The organism is Frigoribacterium sp. SL97 (assembly GCF_026625765.1).
In the GTDB taxonomy this organism is placed as follows: domain Bacteria; phylum Actinomycetota; class Actinomycetes; order Actinomycetales; family Microbacteriaceae; genus Frigoribacterium.
In genome coordinates this window covers 1,000,668-1,022,449 of the sequence record NZ_CP113062.1, presented here as the reverse complement: position 1 = coordinate 1,022,449, position 21,782 = coordinate 1,000,668, and the positions used below count along the sequence as shown (strand labels likewise).

The 21,782-nt window shown below is 71.1% G+C and carries 26 protein-coding genes and 1 tRNA gene; 13 read left to right on the top strand and 14 right to left on the bottom strand.

Annotated elements, in window-relative coordinates; genetic code table 11:
* Positions 1-110: 110 nt before the first annotated feature.
* The 4 genes from OVA02_RS04985 (at position 111) to OVA02_RS04970 (ending at position 2,587) form a co-directional block, all read left to right on the top strand.
* Positions 111-533, top strand: a complete 423-nt coding sequence (locus OVA02_RS04985; RefSeq protein ID WP_267659351.1) for a hypothetical protein — start codon at positions 111-113, stop codon at positions 531-533.
* 88 nt (positions 534-621) lie between these two features.
* Positions 622-858: a hypothetical protein gene (locus OVA02_RS04980; RefSeq protein WP_267659350.1), complete on the top strand. Its 237-nt coding sequence runs from the start codon at positions 622-624 to the stop codon at positions 856-858.
* Entirely contained in the window at positions 813-1,853 is a 1,041-nt protein-coding gene (locus OVA02_RS04975) for an ATP-binding cassette domain-containing protein (RefSeq protein ID WP_324289770.1), read from the top strand. Before OVA02_RS04980 ends, OVA02_RS04975 begins: the two co-directional genes overlap by 46 nt.
* Positions 1,850-2,587 carry a hypothetical protein gene (locus OVA02_RS04970; protein ID WP_192122868.1) on the top strand — a complete coding sequence of 246 codons (738 nt, stop codon included), beginning with the start codon at positions 1,850-1,852 and terminating at the stop codon, positions 2,585-2,587. The genes OVA02_RS04975 and OVA02_RS04970 overlap by 4 nt, the downstream gene beginning before the upstream one ends.
* A 217-nt stretch (positions 2,588-2,804) precedes the next feature.
* Here the strand turns inward: OVA02_RS04970 and OVA02_RS04965 are convergent, their stop codons facing one another.
* Positions 2,805-3,494 (bottom strand): GNAT family N-acetyltransferase, encoded by a 690-nt coding sequence (locus OVA02_RS04965; RefSeq protein WP_267659349.1) that lies wholly within the window; start codon positions 3,492-3,494, stop codon positions 2,805-2,807.
* Between the two features lie 92 nt (positions 3,495-3,586).
* Between OVA02_RS04965 and OVA02_RS04960 the strand changes: the two genes are divergently transcribed.
* From OVA02_RS04960 to OVA02_RS04950, 3 genes are all read left to right on the top strand, one after another.
* Positions 3,587-4,249, top strand: a complete 663-nt coding sequence (locus tag OVA02_RS04960) for a TetR/AcrR family transcriptional regulator (protein WP_267659348.1) — start codon at positions 3,587-3,589, stop codon at positions 4,247-4,249.
* Between the two features lie 56 nt (positions 4,250-4,305).
* The gene (locus OVA02_RS04955; protein WP_267659347.1) at positions 4,306-4,848 is read left to right on the top strand and encodes a GNAT family N-acetyltransferase; all 543 of its coding nucleotides are present in this window, start codon (positions 4,306-4,308) and stop codon (positions 4,846-4,848) included.
* Between the two features lie 206 nt (positions 4,849-5,054).
* Entirely contained in the window at positions 5,055-6,410 is a 1,356-nt protein-coding gene (locus OVA02_RS04950) for an APC family permease (RefSeq protein WP_267659346.1), read from the top strand.
* 97 nt (positions 6,411-6,507) lie between these two features.
* Here the strand turns inward: OVA02_RS04950 and OVA02_RS04945 are convergent, their stop codons facing one another.
* From OVA02_RS04945 to OVA02_RS04935, 3 genes are all read right to left on the bottom strand, one after another.
* Complete coding sequence (locus OVA02_RS04945) at positions 6,508-7,836, bottom strand: ABC transporter substrate-binding protein (protein WP_267659345.1); 1,329 nt, start codon at positions 7,834-7,836, stop codon at positions 6,508-6,510.
* Between the two features lie 145 nt (positions 7,837-7,981).
* Positions 7,982-8,815 (bottom strand): carbohydrate ABC transporter permease, encoded by an 834-nt coding sequence (locus OVA02_RS04940; RefSeq protein WP_056044474.1) that lies wholly within the window; start codon positions 8,813-8,815, stop codon positions 7,982-7,984.
* A gap of 89 nt (positions 8,816-8,904) precedes the next feature.
* Positions 8,905-9,837 carry a carbohydrate ABC transporter permease gene (locus tag OVA02_RS04935; protein ID WP_056043057.1) on the bottom strand — a complete coding sequence of 311 codons (933 nt, stop codon included), beginning with the start codon at positions 9,835-9,837 and terminating at the stop codon, positions 8,905-8,907.
* 294 nt (positions 9,838-10,131) lie between these two features.
* Here OVA02_RS04935 and OVA02_RS04930 point away from each other — a divergent pair, with 294 nt between their 5' ends.
* Positions 10,132-11,154, top strand: a complete 1,023-nt coding sequence (locus tag OVA02_RS04930; RefSeq protein ID WP_173153093.1) for a LacI family DNA-binding transcriptional regulator — start codon at positions 10,132-10,134, stop codon at positions 11,152-11,154.
* Positions 11,155-11,209: 55 nt separating this feature from the next.
* Here the strand turns inward: OVA02_RS04930 and OVA02_RS04925 are convergent, their stop codons facing one another.
* Entirely contained in the window at positions 11,210-11,650 is a 441-nt protein-coding gene (locus tag OVA02_RS04925; protein WP_123571685.1) for a MarR family winged helix-turn-helix transcriptional regulator, read from the bottom strand.
* A gap of 72 nt (positions 11,651-11,722) precedes the next feature.
* On the opposite strand from OVA02_RS04925, the gene OVA02_RS04920 reads away from it, so the two are divergent.
* Together OVA02_RS04920 and OVA02_RS04915 are read left to right on the top strand one after the other, a co-directional pair.
* Positions 11,723-12,085, top strand: a complete 363-nt coding sequence (locus OVA02_RS04920; protein ID WP_267659344.1) for a VOC family protein — start codon at positions 11,723-11,725, stop codon at positions 12,083-12,085.
* 202 nt (positions 12,086-12,287) lie between these two features.
* Positions 12,288-12,833 (top strand): GlcG/HbpS family heme-binding protein, encoded by a 546-nt coding sequence (locus OVA02_RS04915; RefSeq protein ID WP_267659343.1) that lies wholly within the window; start codon positions 12,288-12,290, stop codon positions 12,831-12,833.
* Positions 12,834-12,848: 15 nt separating this feature from the next.
* On the opposite strand, the gene OVA02_RS04910 is transcribed toward OVA02_RS04915, so the two are convergent.
* The 3 genes from OVA02_RS04910 to OVA02_RS04900 form a co-directional block, all read right to left on the bottom strand.
* On the bottom strand, positions 12,849-13,463 hold the full coding sequence (locus OVA02_RS04910; RefSeq protein WP_267659342.1) for a response regulator: 615 nt from the start codon (positions 13,461-13,463) through the stop codon (positions 12,849-12,851).
* Positions 13,460-14,686 carry a sensor histidine kinase gene (locus OVA02_RS04905; protein WP_267659341.1) on the bottom strand — a complete coding sequence of 409 codons (1,227 nt, stop codon included), beginning with the start codon at positions 14,684-14,686 and terminating at the stop codon, positions 13,460-13,462. Before OVA02_RS04905 ends, OVA02_RS04910 begins: the two co-directional genes overlap by 4 nt.
* 112 nt (positions 14,687-14,798) lie before the next feature.
* Positions 14,799-15,605: a phosphatase PAP2 family protein gene (locus OVA02_RS04900; protein WP_123571686.1), complete on the bottom strand. Its 807-nt coding sequence runs from the start codon at positions 15,603-15,605 to the stop codon at positions 14,799-14,801.
* A gap of 155 nt (positions 15,606-15,760) precedes the next feature.
* Between OVA02_RS04900 and OVA02_RS04895 the strand changes: the two genes are divergently transcribed.
* A complete protein-coding gene (locus OVA02_RS04895; RefSeq protein ID WP_158612924.1) occupies positions 15,761-15,937 on the top strand; it encodes a hypothetical protein in 177 nt (58 codons plus the stop codon).
* Between the two features lie 267 nt (positions 15,938-16,204).
* Here the strand turns inward: OVA02_RS04895 and OVA02_RS04890 are convergent.
* From OVA02_RS04890 to OVA02_RS04875, 4 genes are all read right to left on the bottom strand, one after another.
* A tRNA-Arg gene (locus OVA02_RS04890) sits at positions 16,205-16,276 on the bottom strand.
* Positions 16,277-16,418: 142 nt separating this feature from the next.
* A complete protein-coding gene (locus OVA02_RS04885) occupies positions 16,419-16,913 on the bottom strand; it encodes an HNH endonuclease (RefSeq protein ID WP_159827583.1) in 495 nt (164 codons plus the stop codon).
* Between the two features lie 347 nt (positions 16,914-17,260).
* On the bottom strand, positions 17,261-18,094 hold the full coding sequence (locus tag OVA02_RS04880) for a C40 family peptidase (protein WP_173153103.1): 834 nt from the start codon (positions 18,092-18,094) through the stop codon (positions 17,261-17,263).
* A gap of 327 nt (positions 18,095-18,421) precedes the next feature.
* The gene (locus OVA02_RS04875; RefSeq protein WP_056043076.1) at positions 18,422-19,114 is read right to left on the bottom strand and encodes a metal-dependent transcriptional regulator; all 693 of its coding nucleotides are present in this window, start codon (positions 19,112-19,114) and stop codon (positions 18,422-18,424) included.
* An 88-nt stretch (positions 19,115-19,202) separates the two neighbouring features.
* Between OVA02_RS04875 and serC the strand changes: the two genes are divergently transcribed.
* The gene (gene serC, locus OVA02_RS04870; RefSeq protein ID WP_056228870.1) at positions 19,203-20,315 is read left to right on the top strand and encodes a phosphoserine transaminase; all 1,113 of its coding nucleotides are present in this window, start codon (positions 19,203-19,205) and stop codon (positions 20,313-20,315) included.
* 96 nt (positions 20,316-20,411) lie between these two features.
* Here serC and OVA02_RS04865 read toward each other — a convergent pair whose 3' ends face one another.
* Entirely contained in the window at positions 20,412-21,035 is a 624-nt protein-coding gene (locus OVA02_RS04865; RefSeq protein WP_267659339.1) for a DUF3027 domain-containing protein, read from the bottom strand.
* Positions 21,028-21,405, bottom strand: coding sequence for a cold-shock protein (locus tag OVA02_RS04860; RefSeq protein ID WP_043593516.1), 378 nt, complete (start codon positions 21,403-21,405; stop codon positions 21,028-21,030). Before OVA02_RS04860 ends, OVA02_RS04865 begins: the two co-directional genes overlap by 8 nt.
* A 91-nt stretch (positions 21,406-21,496) precedes the next feature.
* Between OVA02_RS04860 and OVA02_RS04855 the strand changes: the two genes are divergently transcribed.
* Complete coding sequence (locus OVA02_RS04855; protein ID WP_054146822.1) at positions 21,497-21,775, top strand: hypothetical protein; 279 nt, start codon at positions 21,497-21,499, stop codon at positions 21,773-21,775.
* The last annotated feature ends 7 nt before the right edge of the window (positions 21,776-21,782 follow it).

The window sequence follows — 21,782 nt, the reverse complement described above, 5'->3', positions numbered from 1 at the left end:
CGCGGGTGGGCACGAGGCCCACCCGCGTCGGAGCCGGACGGTTGCACCCGAACCGGCCCCATCCCGAGGTCCCGAGAGGCGGGGCCTCGAGAAGCAGAACGGATGAACACATGGACAAGAACCGCTGGACCGTCTGGCACAAAGCAGTCGCTGTCGCCGTCCTAGTCTCCCCCGGCATTCTGGGAGTCAGCACGAGCGCCACGGCTGCCACACCGTCAGCTGCGACTGCGACTGCGACCGAGGCGGCGACACGAGCCTCCATCGCGACGATCTCGATGACGGCGTCGTCGCCTGCAGGGGTCTCCGAGCAATCCCCCGTCTCGACTCCGTCCGGGGAACGGGAGAGCCGCAACAGGTTCACGAACCTCCTCAACGCTCTCAAGAAGATTCCGTCGCTCTTCACAGCCGTCGTGAACGGTGCGAAGAAGGCCTACTCCACGTTCGTGTCGACCGTGTGGCCTGCCGTGACGCGAGCGCTGGGGGCCATCGCGAATCTGCTGACGGCTTGGGAACTCTGGAACTACTTCCACTGATCATCTCCGGGGACGGGGCCCTCGGGCCCCGCCCCCGTCTCCGCACATCACGAAAGAAGAAGTCCTGTTGCCTGCTCAGTACGAGTCAATGAAAGCCACCCGCGCCCGGGTCACTGTTTTGTCCGCTCTGGCCGTCTCGCTCTCGGTGCTGACCTGCTTCGCGATGACGGAGCACTGGCCCATGCCATTCATCCCGCTGGCCGCTGGCGTCTGGTTCCTCAGCCTGGCGGCCCGTCGATCACCCAGAGCACCGCAACCGATCGCGGCATTCCTCATCATGTGCGTGTGCGCCATCACGTCTGTCCTCCTCGCCGCTCGCGCGTGAACGCCTTCGTCCGCGAAAGCGCGGCCGTCTCGGTCCGCAACCTGAGCAAAACCTACGGGCGACGGGTCGTCATCGACGAAGTGAGCTTCGAAGCCGGAGCGGGCCGGGTGACGGCTCTGCTCGGGCCGAACGGGGCAGGCAAATCGACGACGCTTCGGGCAATGCTCGGGCTGGTCCGCCCGACGAGCGGCACCACGCTCTTCGACGGCCTCCCCTTCGCCGAGATCGATCGACCGGGTCGCATCGTCGGTGTCCTGCTCGACGCGAGCGCGGGCCACGGTGGGCGCACCGTCCATGAGACAGCTCGCCTCTCGGCACTGGCGATCGGCGTCTCGTCGCATCGTGTCGACGCGTGTCTCGGTCTCGTCGGCTTGTCGAGCGTGGGCGCCCGTCGGGTCGGCTCGCTGAGTCTCGGCATGCGTCAGCGCCTCGGCCTCGCCGTCGCCTTGCTGGGCGAGCCGACGACGCTGATCCTCGATGAGCCGGGCAACGGCCTCGACCCCGAGGGACTCCGCTGGTTGAACGACTTCGTCGTCGCTTTCGCCCGGTGCGGTGGCGGCGTCCTGCTGTCGAGCCACCACCTCGGCGACATCGAGACGATCGCTGACGATGTCGTCATCCTCGACCGAGGCCGCGTCGTCCACGCCGGCCCGGCGCGAGCCGCCAGCCTGACGAACGTCGCCTTCGCCAGCACGGATGATGACCGGCTTGCTCGAGCCCTCGTCGACGACGAGGTGACGGTCGGCCGCGGGCGGGACGGCACGACGCGCCTCACCGCGACGACCACCGCCGATCATGTCGGACGCCTCTCGGTGACCCTGGGCATTCCGCTGACCCATCTGTCCGAGTCGCGTCCGTCACTCGAGTCGTTCTTTCTCGACCAGACCTCGGGCGAACATGCAGCCCGCCCGTCCATGGCACAGGGGCCACCGAGGGGGACGTCACCGCTCGAGCCCGTTCACACGTCCACGTCCACTCCGAAAGGGACCCCATGACCCCGTGGCCCGTCCTCGTGCACATCGAGGTCATGAAGGCGACCGACACCCGGGCTGCCCGAGGGCTCTTCGCCGCCATCGCCCTTCTCGGCGTCGGCGCGGTCGCTTTGTCCCAGGCCTCCGACGCGTCGCTGGAAACCTTCGTGAGCGGCGTCGGCATCCCGCTCACAGTGCTGCTTCCCGTCGTGGCCGTGCTCGCGGTCACGGGCGACTGGAACGGGCGGTCCGCCCTCGCGACGTTCTCGCAGACGCCGCAGCGCCTCCTCGTCCTCACAGCACGTCTCGTCGCCATCGTCGGGCTCGTCCTGGGCGTCGCCCTCGTCACCGCCGCCGCTGCAGCACTCGCGTTCGTGGTTCTGCATGCCGACCTGCTGGCGACCACCGACTGGTGGGCAGTGACGGCGGCTGCCTGCGGAGTCGTCGCCCTCGCGGTCGCAGCGGCCCTGACCGGCACGGCCGTCGGATCGCTGCTGCTGAACACACCCCTGGCCATCGTCGTCACCATGCTGCTGCCGCTCACCTACGACATCACTGCGGCGCTCCTCGTCCCGACCGCGGCCCCGTGGATCTCCACGCTCGCATTCGCGGCCTGGCTCGCCCAGCCGCACCTGAGCTGGGCGGACGGCCCCGGCGACATCCCGGGCGCCGGGCAGGCCCTCACCTCCCTGCTGCTCTGGGTGGCGCTGCCCCTCGGGCTCGGCTGGTGGCGGCAACTGCGTCGCGACGTGTCATGAGGCCCGCCCAGAAGTCACGACATGCCGCTCACGCGTAAGAAGCGAGCTGTATCTCCTGAATTCTCGACCGACGACTCGGGCGCAGGTGGCGACAGCCGTGATGCATGGCACGGCCTCGTCCAGCATCCGGGGTCGCACACGAGGTTCCGGCAGGCGCGACCCGCACCTTCCGGGCCGGATGCGAGGCCCGCGGTGAGCGCGACGCGAACCACCGCGATCAGGACGGCGTCGGGGCCGCCACCGTGCCCGATCGCTGGGAGGTCGAGCCTGGCCATGTCGTCGCCGGGCGCCACATCGCCGCGGGCGTCGCCCCCGGCAGCCCGCCGATCGGGCCCAGCTCGACGAAGCCCAGGCGCCGGTAGAGCGCCCGGTTCCGCTCGGTCGACGACTCGAGGTAGGCGGCGGCGCCCGTCTCGTCGATCGCCGTGAGGCGGTGCTCGATCAACGAGGTGCCCACGCCGAGCCCCCGGGCCGCGTCGCCGACCGCGATCTCGCCGAGGTACCAGTGCGGCAGCCGTGGGCGGGGCGCCGCCAGGGTCGCCTGGTGGCGGGCAGCCGACACGAGCCCGCCGAGCCCGAGCGCCCGCAGGTACCGCGGCAGCTGCCCGAGCTCCGCGAACGACACCGGCAGGCGCAGCGACGACGACGGTCGGGTGCGCGGCGCCTCCCAGACGGCCGCCCCCACGACGTCCCCGTCGTCGTCCGTGACGGCGACGTCGACCGCGCGACGGCCCGCCGGGATCGAGCGCATCATCGCCGCGAAGAGGTCGACCAGACGGGCATGCCGCCGCCGCCCGCGCGGGACGAACCCGAGCATCACGGGATCGTCGCGGAACCCCTCGGCGAGCACGGCGGCGGCCGCGTCCAGCTGGTCCGGGCGGGCGGCGGTGATGGTCACGTCGGGCACGCTGTCTCCTCGAATGATTTGTCATGACTGACGGATTCGTCAGTCATGACAGAATGTAGCCAGACATCCCGCCCGACACGTGAGAGGCCGCTGTGAAACCGGACGACGAGGAGGCGCGGGTCGCCCCCTCGAGGACGTCCCGCCGCACGCGCGACACGCGTCGCAAGCTGGTCGAGGCCGGCGTCGTCCTCTTGCGGCGGGCCGACTACGCCGCCGTCCCCGTCGCCGAGATCACGCAGCTGGCCGATGTCGGCCTCGGCACGTTCTACAACCACTTCGCCGGCAAGGACGCGTTGTTCGACGAGGCCGTGCAGAGCGTGCTCGACGCGCAGACCGAGCGCATGGCGACGCTCGGGCGCGCGGACGACTCCCCCGTGACGACCGCGGCGATCGCGATGCACGTGGTCCTCGGGCTGGCCGAGAGCGACCCGGCCGTGGCCGTGGTCGTCGCGCGCAACGGCCTGCGCCTGCTCGACGCCGAGGCCGCGCTGGTGCCGCAGGCGCGGGCTCTCGTGCAGGCCGGGCAGGCGGCGGGCTCCTTCGCCGAGCTGGACGTCGACCTGGCGCTGTCCCTGGTCGGCGGCAGCCTCCTCGGCGGGCTGCACACCTGGTGGTCGACCCCCGAACTCGTCACCCCCGCGTGGACGGTCGAGCTGGTCGCCCGCGTGCTCGTGGCCCTCGGGTGCGACCTCGGGGACGCTCGCCGCGCCTCCTCGTCTGGTCTCGACCGGGTGACCGGGCGCGGCGCGGACTGACGCACCGGGCCGCACCGGGCCGAGCCACACCTCGCCTGATCGGCGAAGATGGTCCGGTGACCACTCCGGCGCCCGCGACGAGCATCGAACCCCGTCCCTACGACCACCCCGACGTGCAGCAGCTCGTCGAAGGACTGCAAGAGCTGTACGTCGAGATCTACGGCGGGCGCGACGACAGCCCGATCGACCGCTCCGAGTTCGAGCTGCCGAGGGGCACGTTCGCCGTGGCCTACGAGGCCGGCGAGCCCGTGGCGCTCGGAGCCTGGCGCCTGCTGCCCGACGGACGGGCCGAGCTGAAGCGGATGTACGTGCGGCCCGACCGGCGCGGGCACGGCCTGTCCCGGCTCGTGCTGCACTGGCTCGAACGGTCGGCCGCACACGCCGGCGTCACCGAGATGGTGATCGAGACCAACGTCGCCCACGACACCGCGATCCGCCTCTACGAGTCGGCCGGCTACCGGCCGATCGCGGCCTACGGCCACTACGCGGACGACGAGGGCACGGTGTCACTCGGCCGCACCCTGGACGGCACCCCGACGCACGGGGCCGGGCTCGCCGAGGCGGCCGGGCCGTCGGACGGCGCCCGCCCCACCGACTGAGCGGGCCGCGACGCCCGACCCGGTCGGCTCGACGCAGCGGTCCGGTCGCCCCGACACGGCGACCCGGCCGACCGCGTCGGGCAGCTCGTGGCCCACGAGGCGGCCGTTCGTCAACCCCCGGCCGGCACTCGGCCCCCGACGGCTCGGTCGTGGTTCGTTCGTCGGCGAGGCCTGCGCACCCCGCCCGGCCCGATCGAGGAGGACCCATGGCCGAGCCGGCGACCCGCGACGTCCCGCAGCCCCCGACCGGAGACCCGGCCGTCGGGCAGTCCAAGCTCAAGCAGGCGATCACGGGCCCGCTGCTCTACCTCTTCATCCTCGGCGACGTGCTCGGAGCCGGGATCTACGCCCTGATGGGAACCCTGTCGGCCGAGGTCGGTGGGGCGCTCTGGGCCCCGCTCGTGCTCGCCCTGCTCCTGGCGCTGCTGACCGCGGGTTCGTACGCCGAGCTCGTCACCAAGTACCCCAAGGCAGGAGGGGCGGCGATCTTCGCCGAGAGGGCGTTCCGTCGGCCACTGGTCTCGTTCCTGGTCGGCTTCAGCATGCTGGCGGCCGGCGTGACGAGTGCGGCGGGCCTCTCGCTGGCCTTCGCCGGCGACTACCTCGGCACCTTCGTCGACCTGCCCCCGGTGCCGACCGCCATCGCGTTCCTGGCACTCATCGCCCTGCTCAACGCCCGGGGCATCAGCGAGTCGTTGCGGGGCAACGTGGTCATGACCGTCGTCGAGGTGAGCGGCCTCGTCATCGTGATCGTGGTCGTGGCCGTGATGCTCGGCGGCGGGGGCGGAGACGTCTCGCGCGTCGGGGAGTTCCCCGTCGACGCGAACCCCGCCCTGGCCACGCTCGGTGCGGCGATCATCGCGTACTACTCGTTCGTCGGCTTCGAGACGAGTGCGAACATCGCCGAGGAGGTGCGCGAACCGAGTCGGGTCTACCCTCGCGCCCTGTTCGGCGCGTTGGCGACGGCGGGCGTGATCTACGTGCTCGTCGGGCTCGCGAGCGCCGTGGCGTTGCCGCCGACCGAGCTCGCGGACTCGACCGGTCCCCTGCTGGCGGTCGTCGCCGCGACCGGCGTCGGCGTGCCCACCTGGGTGTTCAGCCTCATCGCCCTCGTGGCCGTCGCCAACGGAGCGCTGCTGACGATGATCATGGCGAGCCGCGTGACCTTCGGCATGGCCGAGCAGGGGCTGTTGCCCCGCTCGCTCGGTGCGGTCCTGCCCCGGCGGAAGACGCCCTGGGCCGCGATCGCGGTCACCACGGCCGTCGCCATGGCGTTGACCACCGTCGGCGACATCAGCGTCCTCGCCGAGACGGTCGTCCTGTTGCTGCTGTTCGTGTTCATCAGCACGAACGTGGCCGTGCTGGTGCTGCGTCGCGACCGGGTCGACCACGCGCACTTCCGCGTCTGGACGGCCGTGCCGGTGGCCGGCGTCGCGTCCTGCCTGCTGCTGATGTCGCAGCAGAGCGGGCAGGTCTGGCTGTTCGGGGCGATCCTGCTCGCGGCGGGCACCGTGCTGTACCTCGTCGCACGGGCGAGGAACCGGGCCACCGCGGGGCGCTGAGGCGCCGCGGCCGGACACCGGCCGGCGCGATACCGGCCGGAGACGCAGAGGAGGCGCGGTGCCGGGATCACCGACACCGCGCCTCCTCGGTCCATCGCTACTCGACGGTGATCGACTGGGCCTTCATCGCGGCCACGGTCTTCTCCTGGCCCGACGTCAAGGCGTCGAGGAGGGTGCCGTCACCCGAGGCGGCCGCCCCGAAGCCGTCCGAGATGTCGCTGTAGGTCTGCGTCATCGTCGGGCCCCACGTGAAGGGCTGGATGTTCTCGGCGGCCTTCGCGAAGTCCTCGTAGATGGCCTGGTCGCCGTAGAACTCGACGCCCGAGGTCAGGGCCGGCAGGTCGGCGCCGGTCGTGGAGGCCGGGTACAGGTTGGCCTCCTTGTTCAGCGCCTCGAGCGACTCGGTCGAGGTGTTCAGCCACACCAGGAACTTCGACGCCTCGGCGGGGTGTTCGCTGCCCTTGAAGACGACGTTCGACGATCCGCCCCAGGCGGCCGACGCGGACTCGCCGTCCTTCCACTGCGGCATGGGCGCGACGGCCCACTTGCCCGACGTGTCGGGGGCGCCGCTCGAGATGGTGTTGGCACCCCAGACCGCCGAGACCCAGGTCCAGTCCTGGTCGGTGTTGTACGCGTTGTTCCACTCGTCGGTGAAGCTCGGCAGGGTCGTGACGAGGTCCTTCGAGATGAGGTCCTGCCAGTAGTCGGCGACCTTGGTCGAGGCCTCGTCGCCCATGTCGACCTTCCAGGTGCCGTCCGCGGTGTCGAACCACTGGCCACCGGCCTGCGACACCAGACCGGCGAACTGGTTCACGTCGCCCTTGGCGAAGTTGGTGATGCTGCCGCCCATCTCCTTGATCGTCACGGCGTCCTCGGCGTACTGCTCCCACGTGGTGGGGACGTCGAGGCCGGCCTGCTCGAAGAGGTCCTTGCGGTAGTACATCGCCATGGGACCGGAGTCCTGCGGGATCGCGTAGACGGAATCGTCCTCGCCGAAGGTGACCTGGTTCCAGAGGCCGTCGGAGTAGTCGGCCTTCGCGGCGGAGACGCCCTCGCACGAGGCGATGTTCGCCAGTCCGTCCTGCACGCGGAAGGCGGGCAGGGTGTCGTACTCGACCTGACCGATGTCGGGGGCGTTGCCGGCCTGCAGCTGGTTGAAGAAGTTCTGGTAGGTGCCGCTGTTGCCGTTCGGCACGATCGAGACCTTGACCTGGATGTCGGGGTTCTCCTCGTTCCAGAGGGCGACGACCTTGTCCATGTTCGGCACCCAGGTCGTGAAGTTCAGGGTGACCTTGCCGGAGGACGCCTCGCACGAGGCGGAGTCGCCGGAGGCGCCGTCCGAGCCGCTGCCGGAGCTGCAACCGGCGAGGGCCATGGTCGAGACCACGGCGGCCGCCGCGATCGTGAGTACTCGGGATGTCTTCATCTGGTGTCCAATCGGGGTGCGGAGCCGGAGGGGCCGGCCACGGGAGGGAACGACGTCGTTGCCTTGCGGAGAGGAGGTCGAGGAGGTGCGGGTCGGTGGATCAGGACGGGAGCGGCTGGTCGGGACGGCCGGGGCCGCGGACCGGCTACTTGAGGCCGCCGGACCCCAGGCCGCTGCGCCAGAAGCGCTGCAGGCTGAGGAAGGCGACGAGCAGGGGGATGATCGAGACCAGCGCGCCGACGAGCACCAGGGTGCGCAGTTCGGGGTACTGGCTCACGTTGGAGTTCCAGGTGTAGAGGCCGAGGGTCACCGGGAAGAGCTCCTGGGACCGCAGCATCACCAGCGGCAGGAAGAAGTTGTTCCAGATGGCGACGAACTGGAACAGGAACACCGTCACGAGGGCGGGCGACATCAGCCGGATCGCCACGGTGAAGAACGTGCGCAGTTCGCTCGAGCCGTCGATGCGGGCGGCCTCGACGATCTCGTCGGGGACGCTCGACGCGGCGTAGATGCGGCTGAGGTACACGCCGAACGGGCTGACGATGCTGGGCAGGAAGACCGCCCAGAAGGTGTCGGTCAGTTCGACCTTGCTGAAGATCAGGAACAGCGGCAGCGCCAGGGCCGTCGCCGGCACGAGCACGCCACCCAGGAAGATGTTGAACAGCGCCTCACGACCCCAGAAGCGGTACTTGGCCAGGGCGTAGCCGCACATCGCCGACAGGATCGTGCCGAGCGCGCCGGCGACCGTCGCGTAGACGATGCTGTTGAGCATCCACCGCGGGAAGATGCCGTCGTTGTACGTGAAGAGCCGGCCGACGTTGCCGACGAAGTCCTGCGCCGACGTCGGCGAGAACCACAGGGCGGCACTCGAGTTGAAGTTGTCGAGCGTCTTGGTCGACGACACCAGCAGCCAGAAGATCGGCACGAGGAAGTACAGCGTGAAGGCACCCATGATGACCATGGCGGCCGTTCGCGACATCACGCTCTCGCGGGGCCCCCCGCCGCGTCGGCGAGCAGGGGTCGTCGCGTCGTCGAACGACTGGGCGGGACGGATGGGGGCGTCGACGGTCACTGGTCGGCCTTCCGCTGGGTCAACCGGAGGAACCCGATCGAGAGGATGAACGTGGCGACCGCGAGGACGACGCTGAACGCCGCCGCGAGGTTGAAGTTGGGCACAGAGGACGTCGAGTAGACGAGCATGTTCGGCGTGAAGGTCGACGAGATGGTCGACGTGAACTGGCGGAAGACCAGCGGTTCGGTCAGCAGCTGCAGGGTGCCGATGACCGAGAAGACGGCGGTCAGCACGATCGCGGGGACGACCAGCGGGATCTTGATCGACACGGCGATGCGCCACTGCGAGGCCCCGTCGAGGCGGGCCGCCTCGTAGATCTCGGTGGGGATCGCGAGGAGCGACGAGTAGATGATCAGCATGTTGTAGCCGACGAACACCCAGGTGACGACGTTGGCCACGGCCCAGAGCACCGTGCCGCCGTCGAGGAGGCCGGCCCGCGACGTGACGGCCGAGAACGGCGAGAGGCTCGGTGAGTAGAGGTAGCCCCACATGATCGCCGCGATGACGCCGGGCACGGCGTAGGGCGCGAAGAACGCGAGGCGGAAGAACCGTTTGCCGCGCAGCAGGGGCGAGTCGAGCAGCAGCGCGAAGAGCAGGGCGAGCAGCAGCATCACCGGGACCTGGACGACGCCGAAGAGCAGCACCCGGCCGATGGACGACCAGAACTCGGTGTTCTGGAAGACCAACGCGTACTGCGAGAGGCCGCCGAAGACCTGGGTCGGGGCGCCGAACGTGCCCTCGCGTTCGACCTTCTGCAGCGACTGGAAGACGGCGTAGAGGATGGGCGTCAGGTAGAACGCCGCGAAGAGCGCCGCGAAGGGGACGATGAAGATCGCGATCGCCTTGCGGTACCGGAACGGCTTCCGCGGTCTCGTCGGACGCGGGGACGGCGGGGCGACGACGGCGGGCTCGGCAGCAGTCTGGGTCACACGGGGCCTCGGCTTCTTCGGCGGGTGTCCTTCACGAACGGCCGGAGGCCCTTCGACGGCGAAGGTTCACAGGGTTTCTGTGATCGTTCCCAGACGATGACCCGAAGAATCGGGTGGCACTTTCTGGGAACGTTCACAGAGCTAAGCCCACGGCCGCCGGTTTGTCAAAGCGGAGGGGCCGACCGTGATCGAACGGTGACCCGACCGGCCGCCCGTCCTTCGCCCTCCGTTCGCCCTCCCTTCGCCCTCCCGGGAACGATCCCGAGGGTCCCGGGCTCCGCTAGGGTGACCGACATGCCCGGTCCGAGATCTCCGCGTCGGCGTGCCACGATCCACGACGTGGCCGCCGAGGCCGGCATCTCCCGGGGCACCGTGTCGCGCGTGCTGAACAACGAACCGTACGTCTCGCACCAGGCGCGCGAGGCCGTCGAGGCCGCCGTGGCCAAGGTGGGCTACGTCCGCAACGCGGCTGCGCGCAACCTCGTCACCCAGCGGTCGCGCGCGATCGCGCTGATCGTCCACGAGCCCCATTCGGTCGTGCTCGACGACCCGAACATCGGCAACATCCTGATCGGCACCAACGCCGTCCTGTCGCAGGCCGACCACCAACTCGTCACGCTGATGATCGACTCCCAGCGCGACAGCGACCGCGTGGTCGAGTACCTGCGCGGGGGCTTCGTCGACGGCGCCATCATCCTGTCCGCCCGGACGGGCGACCCCATCTCGCAGGCCGTCGCCGAGCTCGGGCTGGCGGCCTCGTTCGTCGGCCACCCGAGCGACGCTCCCGACATCCCCTTCATCGGCATCGACAACCAGGCCGCCGCCGAGGCGATCGTGCGCCGACTCGTATCGACGGGGCGCACCCGGGTCGGCATGCTCGCCTCGGGACTCGACCGCGACTCGGGCGAAGACCGCCTCGCCGGCTTCCGCGCCGCGCTCGGCGACCTCTACGACCCGGAGCTCGTGGTGCGCAACCCGTTCTACAGCTATTCGGCCGGCGTCGACGGCATGACCGAGCTGCTCGAGCGGGACCCCCGGGTCGACGGCGTCTTCGCGGCGTCGGACGCCGTCGCCGCCGGGGCTCTCGACGTCCTCCACCGGCGCGGGATCTCGGTGCCCGGCGACCTCGGCATCGTCGGCTTCGACGACAGCTCGTGGGCGCTGCGCTGCACCCCGCCCCTCTCGACCGTGCGCCAGCCAGCCGAAGAGCTGGGCCGACGGGCCGCCCGCCAGGTCCTCGACCAGCTCGGCGGCACCGACGAGACGCACACCGCGCTCCTGCTGCCGACCGAGATCATGTGGCGCGAGAGCGCCTGACCCGTCCCGGGCACCACACGGGGAGGCGCGACGAGACGAGCCCCGACGACGTCGGTCAGCGCAACGCGGCCGCGAATCCCCGCAGGGCCGTGACCACCTGACGCCGCGCCTCCTGGTCGAGCCCTCGCGTCATCGCGTCCTCGACGCCCCGCACGGCCGCACTCGCCGTCGCCAGTTGGCGGCGGCCCGCCGCCGTCAACTCGGTCGGCAACGCCCGCCCCGACGGCGCCCGCTCGGCCCGCCGCACGAGCCCGTCGCGCTCGAGCGACTGCAGCAGCACGTTCATGGACTGTCGCGTGACGAAGGCGCCGCGGGCGAGCTCGGAGTTCGAGAGCCCGGGGCGCTGGGCCAGCAGTTCGAGGCACGAGTAGTGCGTGATCGTCATGCCCAACGGGCGCAGCTCGGCCTCCATGGCGGCGCGGAGGGCGCTCGACGCCTCCTTCAGCAGATACCCCACGGAGGTCTCGAGGTCGATGGTCGACGCGGCTTGACTCATGTCAGTAGTCTGACATATGTTCTGCTGTGTCAGTCAACTGACATCAACCACCACGACACGAGAGCAGGCACCATGACCGCCACCGGCCCCGACTTCATCTCCCTCCAGGTCCGCGACGTCGAGCGCTCGGCCGCGTTCTACGAACGGCACCTCGGGCTCACCCGGCAGGACGGCCCGCCCCACGCCGTCGTCTTCGCCACGACCCCGATCGCGTTCGCCGTGCGGGGCCCGCTGCCCGGCATCGACCTCGACGCGGCCCCGCTCGGTCGCGGCGTCGGCCTCTGGCTGCTCGCCCCCGACGCCCAGGCGATCCACGACGCCCTGGTCGCCGCCGACGTCGAGATCGCCACCCCGCCGGTCGACGGCCCCTTCGGCCGCACCTTCACCTTCGTCGACCCCGACGGTTACCAGATCACCCTGCACGACCGCGCGTGACGCCCGTCGCCGCCGTCCGAGCACGAGGCCCCGGACGAGGAGGCGCCGGACGAGGAGGCGCGGCGCGCGCCCGCCGCGGTGGTCCCGTCGGTCGTGCACGTCGTCCGTTCGGACGCGATGCGCGGACCGGACGGTCGATGCGCAGGGAGGGGCGGCCGCGAGACGCTGGCAACGTCCCCGCACCGAACACGAAGGAACTCGCATGCGCCTCCCCCGCACCACTCTCGTCACCCTCGCAGCCCTCGCCGTCGCCGTCACGGCCGGCTGCACCTCGACGTCCTCGCCGAGCCCGGACTCCACGACCGCGCGACTCGCCTCGACGGTCACCGAGGCCTCCGTCGTCCAGGCACAGAGGCTGAGCTCGGCCGAGGCGATGAAGGCCGCGTCGGCCGCCCTCGCCGCGGCCGAGGCCGACGGAACGGGTTTCGTCAGCGTTTCGGTCGTCGACCGGAACGGTCAGCTCCAGGCCTTCGTCCGGGGCGAGAACGCCGCGGCTCACACCCTCGACGCCTCTCGCGAGAAGGCCTACACGGCCGCCGCGTTCGGCTCCGTCACGTCCGAGCTCGCCGAGCGGGCCAGCGGCGACGGTGCCGGGCTACGCGACCTGGACGGCACCCTCTTCCTCGCAGGGGGCGTGCCGGTCAAAGCCGGCGAGTCCTCGATCGGGGGCATCGGCGTCGGTGGCGCCCCCTCGGGCGACAAGGACCAGGAGTACGCCCAGGCCGGGCTCGACGCGATCGCAGGGTGAGGCGAGCGTCCCCGCTCAGGTGAGCTCGATGACGCCGCGGCGGGTCGCTTCCGCGACCGCCGCGGCGCGGCCGTCCACGCCGAGCTTGGCGAAGACGCGGACCAGGTGGGTCTTGACCGTCGACTCGCTGAGGAACAGCCGCGCGGCGATGGCCCGGTTCGTCAGCCCGGCGCCGAGGAGTTCGAGCACCTCACCCTCGCGCGGCGTCAGCGTCTCGTCGGGCCGCTGCACCCGGTCGAGCATCCGGCCGGCGACGGCGTGGGAGAACACGGCGGTCCCGACGGCCACCGACCGCACGGCCGCCGCGAGCTCGTCCGACGACGCGTCCTTGAGCAGGTACCCCGTGGCACCGGCGGCCAGGGCCCGCGTGATCGCTAGGTCGGTGCCCGAGGCCGTGAAGACCAGGACCCGCGTGGAGCCGACGAGGTCGGGGATGAGCTCTCCCCCGTCGCGCTGACCGAGACCCAGGTCGAGCAGCACGACGTCGGGAGCGGCGTCGCGTACGAGCTGCGTGACCACGGTGGGACTCCCGGTGGTGCCGACGACGTCGATGTCCGCGTACGACGCGAGGACCGCTGCGACTCCCGCCCGGAGGACCGGGTGGTCGTCGACGATCACGACGCGGATCACGACTCGACCCACGGCACGACCACCTCGACCACCGTGCCGCGCGCGTCGGACCTGATGGTGAGCGAACCGCCCACCGCTTCGAGACGTCGCCGCATGATCGAGAGCCCGTGCCCGCCATCCGGCCGGCCGGGTCGCATGGCGTGGGGATCGAAGCCGACGCCGTCGTCGACGATCCGCAGCACGACCCCGTGTTCGTCGTACCCGAGTTCGAGCGCGATGCAGGTGGCCCTCGCATGTCGCTCCGCGTTGCCGAGCGCCCCCTGGGCCGCCCTGAGCACCGCGAGGGACGCCTCGGCAGGAAGCGCTCGCGGCTCTCCGGCCACCTCGCAGGAGGCACCCACTCGAGCGGCCACCTCGGCGAGCTCGCCCTCGAACCCGGCCGCCGCCTCCTCCCCCGACCCCGACTCGAGCTCGTGGACGAGAGCCCGAGTGTCTGCGACCGCGACCCGGAGCGCCCGGCGCGCGTCCTCCGCGTGCTTGCCCTCGCCCGTGCGCTCGGCGGCGTCGGCGAGGAAGAGGGCACCGGCGACGGACTGCACCACCGTGTCGTGCAGCTCCGCGGCGAGGTGACGTCGGGCCTCGAGCCGATCGGCACGTCGCTCGGCCGCCGAGACCAGGGCGCGCGTGGCCGTCAGCTCGCGGACCGTACGGGCGCGGGCGTCGAGCGCGGACCGGGCCAACGCCACGGCGAGCAGGAAGACGAGGCCCGCGATCGCACAGCCCAGCACGAGCCCGACGTCGTCCCGCGAGCCGGTCAGGCGCGGTACCGCCACCACGACGGCCGACACCGCCGCGCCGCCGGAGAGGGTCGCGACCACGACGGGAGTCGACACCTGGAGGAGGACGACGAGCGGGACGACGCTCCAGGCCGTGCTGGGTGCGAGCAGGACGAGGGCGATCGTGCCGAACGCGAGGCCGGCCAGGGCCGAGGAGTAACGGAGCCTCGGCATGCGGGCCAGGGCGAGCACGGCCGCCGTGCAGGCCAGGAGCGCCCCCAGGATCACGACGACCAGATGGTCCACGTCGGCGGCGTGACGGTCGTGGTAGCGGACCGTGCCGACAGCCGTGGTCGCCGAGAACGCGAGGGCGGCCGGCATGATCGGGCGCCTCTCCATGTGACGTCGCATGCGGTCGACGAGGTGACCCGCGCGACGCGTCGCGCCCGCGGCCCACCCGTCTCGACCCGCCGTCGCCGGCGTGCGCGGGGAGGGCCGGTTCGTCATCCGGACAGCATCGACGCCGTCGGATGAGAGGGTGCTGAGAATGAGACATGTGACGTTCCCCGCGGAGGCCGCACCAGGTGTGGCCCCGATGGTCTGGCTGTCGGGCTCCGCGTCACTCGTGGACGTCGTCGTCGTCCTGGGTGCTGAGGTAGAGCCGGTGGCTCGTGACGATCAGCGAGAGCCAGCCGATGCCGCTGACCCAGCCGACGGCGACGTCGGTGAACCAGTGGGCCCCGAGCAGCACGCGGGACAACCCCACGACGCCGGCCGTCCCGGCTGCGGCGCCCACGAGGGCGACCTGCGGCGCCTGCTTCTCCTGCCGAAGAGCCAGGAGGTAGGCGAGCACGCCGAGGATCGTGGTGGTGTTCAGCGTGTGGCCGGACGGGAACGACGGGGACTTCTCGTACGGCGGGATGGCTTCGTGACGGTCGGGCCGGTTGCGCTTGATGAGCCTCTTGCCCACGACCGTCATGGCGAGCGATCCCGCACCGGCCGCCACGACGAGGGCGACGGGGCTGGGGTGGCGATCCCGGAAGCCGAAGGCCGCTGCGGCTCCGACGGTGACGGCGGGCAGGACGACGGGCCCGAAGACGTGGGCGAGGGCGGCGGCCGCGCCGTTCGTCGCCGGGCTCCGGAGCTTCTTCGCACGCTCGAGCGCCGGCCGGTCGAGGCTCTCGATGCCGTCCCGACCCGTGACACCGTCGTAGATGTAGGCCGCCCCGGCGGTCGCCGCGAGGGCGATGCCTCCACCGACGGCGAGCGTCGCGACCAGGGCGCGGCGGGCGCCGACCTTCTGGGCGACGGCCTTGTGCCGCGACGCGAGACGCCGGCCCGGCCTCGAGCGCCACTCGGTGAGGTCGCGACGGCCGATCTGCCGGTCGTAGCGGGTCGTGCGGGCGGTCTCAGCGGCGGTCGGCATGTGTCCACTCTGGCCCCTCGGCGATCGGGGCCTCCAGGTAGCGTGGTTCCCGGCCGTCTGAGCGCGACGGGCACTCACGGTGGCGTGTGCGCCGGCGACTCCCCCACGCAGGCTCGGCGACGTCAGCACCGTTCCCACCAACCGGAAGGCTCCTCATGGTGTTCTCGATCACCCTCCTCGTCCTGGGGCTCGTCGGCATCGTCGGCGGCGTCCTGATCGTCCGGCAGCGGGACGGCGGCAGCGCCCTGCCGGGCGTGGCGATCACGGCGTTGGGAGCGGTGGCGGCCGCACTCGGCATCGCGCTCCTGGCCCTGCCCGAACTGCCCGCGTAGCCGATCGGCGCTCGTGAGAAGTGCCCCCGGGACGGGCGCGCAGAGCGCGGAGCCGCAGGGGTTCGAGTCCCTGCAGGGGCATCGTCGCTAAGCGACGTCAGGTGCCCCTGGAGGGGACGGCGCGCCAGCGCCGTCGGGCCGCGCGGGTTCGAGGCCCGCAAGGGGCTCGACGAGCGCAAGCGAGGAGTGCCCCTGGACGGGCGCGCAGAGCGCGGAGCCGCAGGGGTTCGAGTCCCTGCAGGGGCATCGTCGCTAAGCGACGTCAGGTGCCCCTGGAGGGACTCGAACCCCCAACCCTTTCCTTAGGACGGAACTGCTCTTCCATTGAGCTACAGAGGCTGACCCCGCGAGTCTACCGAACCCGCGCCTCCTGCCGTCCGGCCCGCCATGCACCCCGTTCGCGAAGGTGAACCCCGATGTAGCGGGGTTCGTCTTCGCAAACGGGGTTCATGGGCAGACGAGCGGGCGCCGGCGCCAGGCGTCACGCAGCGGCGAGGTACTCGTCCCAGTTCGCCTGCGTCCGCTCCATGCCGCGCACGACCCAGCCGACCCCGTGCGGCGGCTTGGGCGTGAAGAGCAGCTCCCAGCCCATCTCGTGCGGGGTGCGGTCGCTCTTGAGGTTGTTGCACTTGAGGCAGCACGCGACGAGGTTCTCCCAGCTGTCCGCCCCGCCCCGCGACCGCGGCTGCACGTGGTCGATCGTCGTCGCGGACCGACCGCAGTAGGCGCACCGGTGCGAGTCGCGCCGCATGACGCCCCGCCTCGAGACGGGGATCTGCCGGGTGTGCGGGATGCGCACGTACCGCGTCAGCACGATGACCGACGGGCGATCCCACGACGTCGCCGCCCCGAGCACGGGGTGTTCCGCATCGGCGGCGACGACGGTCGCCTTCTGGCTCATGACGAGGACGAGGGCCCGCCGGTCGGACACGACGGCGAGGGGCTCGTAACCGGCGTTCAGGACGAGAGTGCGCATGCTTTCCCTTTCGAAGCACCCTGGACGGCTTCCAGGGATTCGATCTCTCGGGGCTGCGCAGGCCCAACAGGCCCACCGATACGAAAAAAGCACCGTCACGAGGACGGTGCTCTGTCACATGGCGGGATGTCGTATGTGCTCGTGCGACAGCGTACCCATGGTGCGGGTGGCGGTCGAACGAGGCATCTGACGCTCCTGGTCTCAGCGGAACTCCGAGATCGCCAGGTTAACCCCGGAAGGGTCGCACTGCCTAGAGGCAGGACGACCCTTCACAGGTTGTTCACGCGGGGCGCCGTCCGGGCGCACGAGGCCCCGGGAGGCGCGGTGCCCCAGGAGGCGCGGGTCGCCTACGCCCCGTAGCGCACGTAGTGCACCGCGGAGGTCCACAGCGGGCGGACGCTGACCGAGCCACCGGGCTTCGGTGCGTCGAGGATCATGCCGTTGCCGGCGTAGAACCCGTCGTGCGACCCGTCGTTGAAGATGACGACGTCGCCGGGCTGCGCCTCGGCGGCCGAGATCGGCGTGCCCAGGGCTCCCTGCCGGGTGACCGAGTGCGGCAGCGAGATGCCGTACTGCGAGTAGACGTACATCACGAAGCCCGAGCAGTCGAAGCCGGCCGGGGTCGCGCCACCGAAGACGTAGGGCGTGCCGACGTACTGCAGGGCCGTCGCGTAGACGGCGCTGAGGCTGAACGCTCCCGGCGTGGCGACGGTGCCCGTCGCCGAGGTCGTCGCGGCGGCCACGTTCTGGGCGGCCGTCGGGCCCGTGTAGCTGGCGTAGCTCGCGGCCAAGGCCGCACGCTCGGCCTCACGCTGGCTGGCGAGGGCGGCCGCGTTGAGGTCCGCCTGCGACGTCGCCGTGTAGCCGTCTCGGGTGGCGTCCGCGAGGGCGACGTCGTCCGCGACCGCGACGCTCTGCGCGTGGCTGGTCGACGAGCTCGTCGACGCGGCGCCGACGCTCGGGCCGTTCGCCGCCGCCGGGTTCGACGCGAACGCCGGCAGCGCCATCGTGCCGATCAGACCGGCGGTGAGCGTCATCACGGTCACCGAGACCACGCTGCGCTTGACCGACGGGCGGCCCGGGCGGGCGGCGGGCGCGGCCGTGGCCTGGGCGCGACGCAGCGACGAGCGGGTCGGCAGATCGGCGGGGGTGCGGGTGGCGACGGTGCGGTTCGGGCGCACGTCGGGGGTGTGGTCTGAGCCGGGGAGGGTCAAGAGGGTGGGTCTCCTGCGTCTCGACAGCTTTCGGGAAGCTGTCCCGTCCGTTCGTTCGTATCGCGACGACACACGGCAGGAGACGGGCGTGAGAGACGTCCTGCCACGGGTCCGGCGGCCGGTTCAGCAGCCTGGGGACTCAGCGACTGTAGCCCAGCGACCCCTGCGAGATCATCCTCGAGAGGGATATTTGTAACGAATCGGTAAACGATTGCGTGATCCGGCGCAGAACGCAGGAGGCGCGGCGCACGGACGCAAGAATCCCGCGCGGCCGCATCCCGCCTCGACGAGCGGTCAGAGCCCGACGTAGATGTGCTGTGCGACCTCGGTCGGCAGCTCGAGGCCCTCGTCATGGCCCTCGACCTTGACGAAGACGTACGACCCTGCCGAGCGAAGGGTCGCGACGCCGCCCGGCAGCACGCCGGCGCCCTGCAACTGCTGCAGCAGCTCGGGCTCGAACTGCACCGGCTCGGCCAGGCGACGGATCGGCCGGGTGACGCCCTCGGGGTGCTCGGCGAGCACGGCCACGAGGTTGACCACGCCGTCGAGGAAGCGCCCCGCGGGCGAGTCGCCGAGCTCGTCGAGCCCGGGGATCGGGTTGCCGTAGGGCGACTCGGTCGGGTGGTCGAGCATGTCGAGCAGTCGTCGTTCGACCTGCTCGCTCATGACGTGCTCCCACCGGCAGGCCTCGTCGTGCACGTAGGCCCAGTCGAGGCCGATCACGTCGGCGAGCAGTCGCTCGGCGAGGCGGTGCTTGCGCATGACGTGCGTCGCCTTCGCGCGTCCGTCGTGCGTGAGCTCGAGGTGTCGGTCGCCGGAGACGACGACCAGGCCGTCGCGTTCCATGCGGGCGATGGTCTGCGACACGGTCGGACCGGAGTGGCCGAGACGCTCGGAGATGCGCGCACGCAGCGGCACGATGTTCTCTTCTTCGAGGTCGAGGATCGTGCGCAGGTACATCTCTGTGGTGTCGACGAGATCGGTCAACAGGGGCCTCCCGGTGGAACACGTGGACTACCCCGCAAGCCTACCGGCTGCACGCTGGGCACCGCGCCGCGTCACTAGGATCGAGCGCATGGCGGACATCCGGATTCCCACTGACCTCTTGCCCACCGACGGCCGCTTCGGTTGCGGCCCTTCGAAGGTGCGGGCCGCCCAGCTCGAGCACCTCGTCACCGCCGGCGCGACGATCCTCGGCACCTCGCACCGTCAGGCCCCCGTGAAGGACCTGGTGGGTCGCGTCCGCGCCGAACTGGGCGAGCTCTTCCGCCTGCCCGACGGCTACGAGGTCGTGCTGGGCAACGGCGGCTCGACCGCCTTCTGGGACGCGGCGGCGTTCGGGCTCGTCGAGAAGCGTGCCGAGAACCTGTCGTTCGGCGAGTTCGGCTCGAAGTTCGCCAAGGCCGTCGCGGCCCCCTGGCTCGAGGCCCCCCACGTGGTCACCGCCGAGGGCGGCTCGTTGGCCGAGGTGGAGGTGCTCGAGGGCGTCGACGTCTACGCCTGGCCGCACAACGAGACCTCGACCGGCGTCATGGCCCCGGTCACCCGCGTCGCGGGCGACCCCGGCGCCCTCACCGTCGTCGACGCGACGAGCGCGGCGGGCGGCATCGACGTCGACGCCTCGCAGGCCGACGTCTACTACTTCGCCCCGCAGAAGAACTTCGCGAGCGACGGCGGCCTCTGGTTCGCGCTCTTCTCCCCCGCGGCGATCGAGCGCGTCGAGCGGATCGCCGCCAGCGGCCGTTACGTCCCCGAGTTCCTCAGCCTCAAGAACGCCGTCGACAACTCGCGGCTCGACCAGACGTTGAACACGCCCGCCCTGACGACCCTGCTGCTGCTCGAGGACCAGACCCGCTGGATGCTCGAGAACGGCGGACTCGCCTGGGCCGACGCCCGCACGCGCGAGTCGTCGTCGGCGCTCTACGACTGGGCCACCGCCTCCGAGTACGCGACCCCGTTCGTCGTCGACCCGTCGCACCGTTCCCAGGTCGTGGCGACCATCGACTTCGCCGAGTCGATCGACGCCGCCGCGATCGCGAAGGTGCTCCGCGCCAACGGCATCGTCGACACCGAGCCCTACCGCAAGCTCGGCCGCAACCAGTTGCGCGTCGCGACCTTCACGGCCATCGAGCCCGACGACGTCCGCCAGCTGATCCGGTCGATCGAGTTCGTCGTCGACGCCCTCTGACCGATCGCCCGCACGACGAAGGCCCCGACACGATCGTGTCGGGGCCTTCGTCGTTGTCCGACCCCGACGCAGGAGGCGCGGGTCGGGCCTGAGGGACTACTTCCGTCGCCTGCTCAGCGGATCTTCATCCTCGCCGTCCCAGTCGTCGTCGTGCGAGTCGTCGTCGAGGTCCGCCTCGGGGTGCGCGGCCGGCACGACGGGTGCGTCCACGGCCCGCCCGGAATCGTCGGAGTCGTCGTCGGAGTCCTCGGAGGCGTCGACCAGGTCGTCGATGTCGACGCCGTCCACGTCGCCGCCGTGCACGATCGACCCGCGCTCGTCGTCGGACTCGTCCTCGTCGTCCGCGTCGTCGTCGTCCGAGTCGTCTTCGTCGTCGTCCTCGTCCGACTCGTCGTCCTCGTCGTCGCCGTGCGCCTCCTGGGCCTTCATGTCGGCGAGGCGGTCGGCCCACGGCACCCAGTCCGGGGCGAGCAGGGCGCCGTCACCGGGCATGAGCTCGGCCTCGAGCACCGAGGGCTCTTCGCCGTCGAGGTGGGCGACGCTGACCGTCCAGTGCCAGCCGGGGTAGCCGGGCAGCAGCGTGGCGAAGCGCACCGAGGTGACGCCGGGCTCGTCGTCGATCGGGTCGGCCTCGGCACCGATCGTCTCGTCGGGCGTGATCTCGGTGAGGGCGCGACGGGCGAGCTCGGACCAGGGCGTGCGCGTGGCGGCCTCAGGCATCGAACGAGTCCGCGACGGTGCGCAGCAGGACGGCGATGCGGGCGCCGTTCTGCGGGTACCGGCCGTGACGGAGGTCGCCGCCGGCCTTGTCGAGCACCTTGACGAGGTCTTCGACGATGACGGCCATGTCGTCGGCGGAGCGACGGTTCATCTTGGCGAGGCTGGGGGCGGCTTCGAGCACGCGGACCGACAGGGCCTGCGCGCCGCGCTTGCCGTCGGCGATGCCGTACTCGAGGCGGGTTCCCGCCTTGACACCCACGGTGCCGGCGGGCAGGGCCGACGCGTGGAGGAAGACCTCTTGGCCGTCATCGCTGCTGATGAAGCCGAAGCCCTTCTCGTCGTCGTAGAACTTGACCTTGCCGGTGGGCATGACTGGACCTCTCGTGAAGACGGGTGACCCTGGGGGTGGGTCGCCCCAGCTTAGATCGCCGGGTAGGGCCGCACCGCACTATCGTTGACCCGTGGCCAAGAAGATCGAACCGAGTGCGCCCTCTGACGTCAATCGTACAGAGCGCGTCCTCCTCTTCATGATCCTCGCCATCGTCGTCGTCTCGGTCCTCGCGTTCTTCACGAGGTTCGTGGGCGTGGCGACGGGTGTCACCGACTTCACCGCGGGCGTCTGGCCCGCACTCACGATCCTGCCCCTCATCGGGCTCCCGATCGCCTTCGCGATGCTCCTCGCATTCGTGGTGGCGAGCGCCGTGCGTCGCAGCCGCGACTCACGGGGCACCAGACGGTAACCGCAGA

Bases quoted from the DNA above. Each gene is read 5' to 3' on its own strand.
- OVA02_RS04915 (WP_267659343.1), top strand. From the start codon at position 12,288: ATGCGCCTCCCCCGCACCACTCTCGTCACCCTCGCAGCCCTCGCCGTC.
- OVA02_RS04980 (WP_267659350.1), top strand. From the start codon at position 622: ATGAAAGCCACCCGCGCCCGGGTCACTGTTTTGTCCGCTCTGGCCGTC.
- OVA02_RS04925 (WP_123571685.1), bottom strand. From the start codon at position 11,650: ATGAGTCAAGCCGCGTCGACCATCGACCTCGAGACCTCCGTGGGGTAT.
- OVA02_RS04950 (WP_267659346.1), top strand. From the start codon at position 5,055: ATGGCCGAGCCGGCGACCCGCGACGTCCCGCAGCCCCCGACCGGAGAC.
- OVA02_RS04895 (WP_158612924.1), top strand. From the start codon at position 15,761: ATGGTGTTCTCGATCACCCTCCTCGTCCTGGGGCTCGTCGGCATCGTC.
- OVA02_RS04940 (WP_056044474.1), bottom strand. From the start codon at position 8,815: ATGTCGCGAACGGCCGCCATGGTCATCATGGGTGCCTTCACGCTGTAC.
- OVA02_RS04985 (WP_267659351.1), top strand. From the start codon at position 111: ATGGACAAGAACCGCTGGACCGTCTGGCACAAAGCAGTCGCTGTCGCC.
- OVA02_RS04920 (WP_267659344.1), top strand. From the start codon at position 11,723: ATGACCGCCACCGGCCCCGACTTCATCTCCCTCCAGGTCCGCGACGTC.
- OVA02_RS04970 (WP_192122868.1), top strand. From the start codon at position 1,850: ATGACCCCGTGGCCCGTCCTCGTGCACATCGAGGTCATGAAGGCGACC.
- OVA02_RS04905 (WP_267659341.1), bottom strand. From the start codon at position 14,686: ATGACGAACCGGCCCTCCCCGCGCACGCCGGCGACGGCGGGTCGAGAC.
- serC (WP_056228870.1), top strand. From the start codon at position 19,203: ATGGCGGACATCCGGATTCCCACTGACCTCTTGCCCACCGACGGCCGC.
- OVA02_RS04945 (WP_267659345.1), bottom strand. From the start codon at position 7,836: ATGAAGACATCCCGAGTACTCACGATCGCGGCGGCCGCCGTGGTCTCG.
- OVA02_RS04865 (WP_267659339.1), bottom strand. From the start codon at position 21,035: ATGCCTGAGGCCGCCACGCGCACGCCCTGGTCCGAGCTCGCCCGTCGC.
- OVA02_RS04900 (WP_123571686.1), bottom strand. From the start codon at position 15,605: ATGCCGACCGCCGCTGAGACCGCCCGCACGACCCGCTACGACCGGCAG.
- OVA02_RS04930 (WP_173153093.1), top strand. From the start codon at position 10,132: ATGCCCGGTCCGAGATCTCCGCGTCGGCGTGCCACGATCCACGACGTG.
- OVA02_RS04885 (WP_159827583.1), bottom strand. From the start codon at position 16,913: ATGCGCACTCTCGTCCTGAACGCCGGTTACGAGCCCCTCGCCGTCGTG.
- OVA02_RS04860 (WP_043593516.1), bottom strand. From the start codon at position 21,405: ATGCCCACCGGCAAGGTCAAGTTCTACGACGACGAGAAGGGCTTCGGC.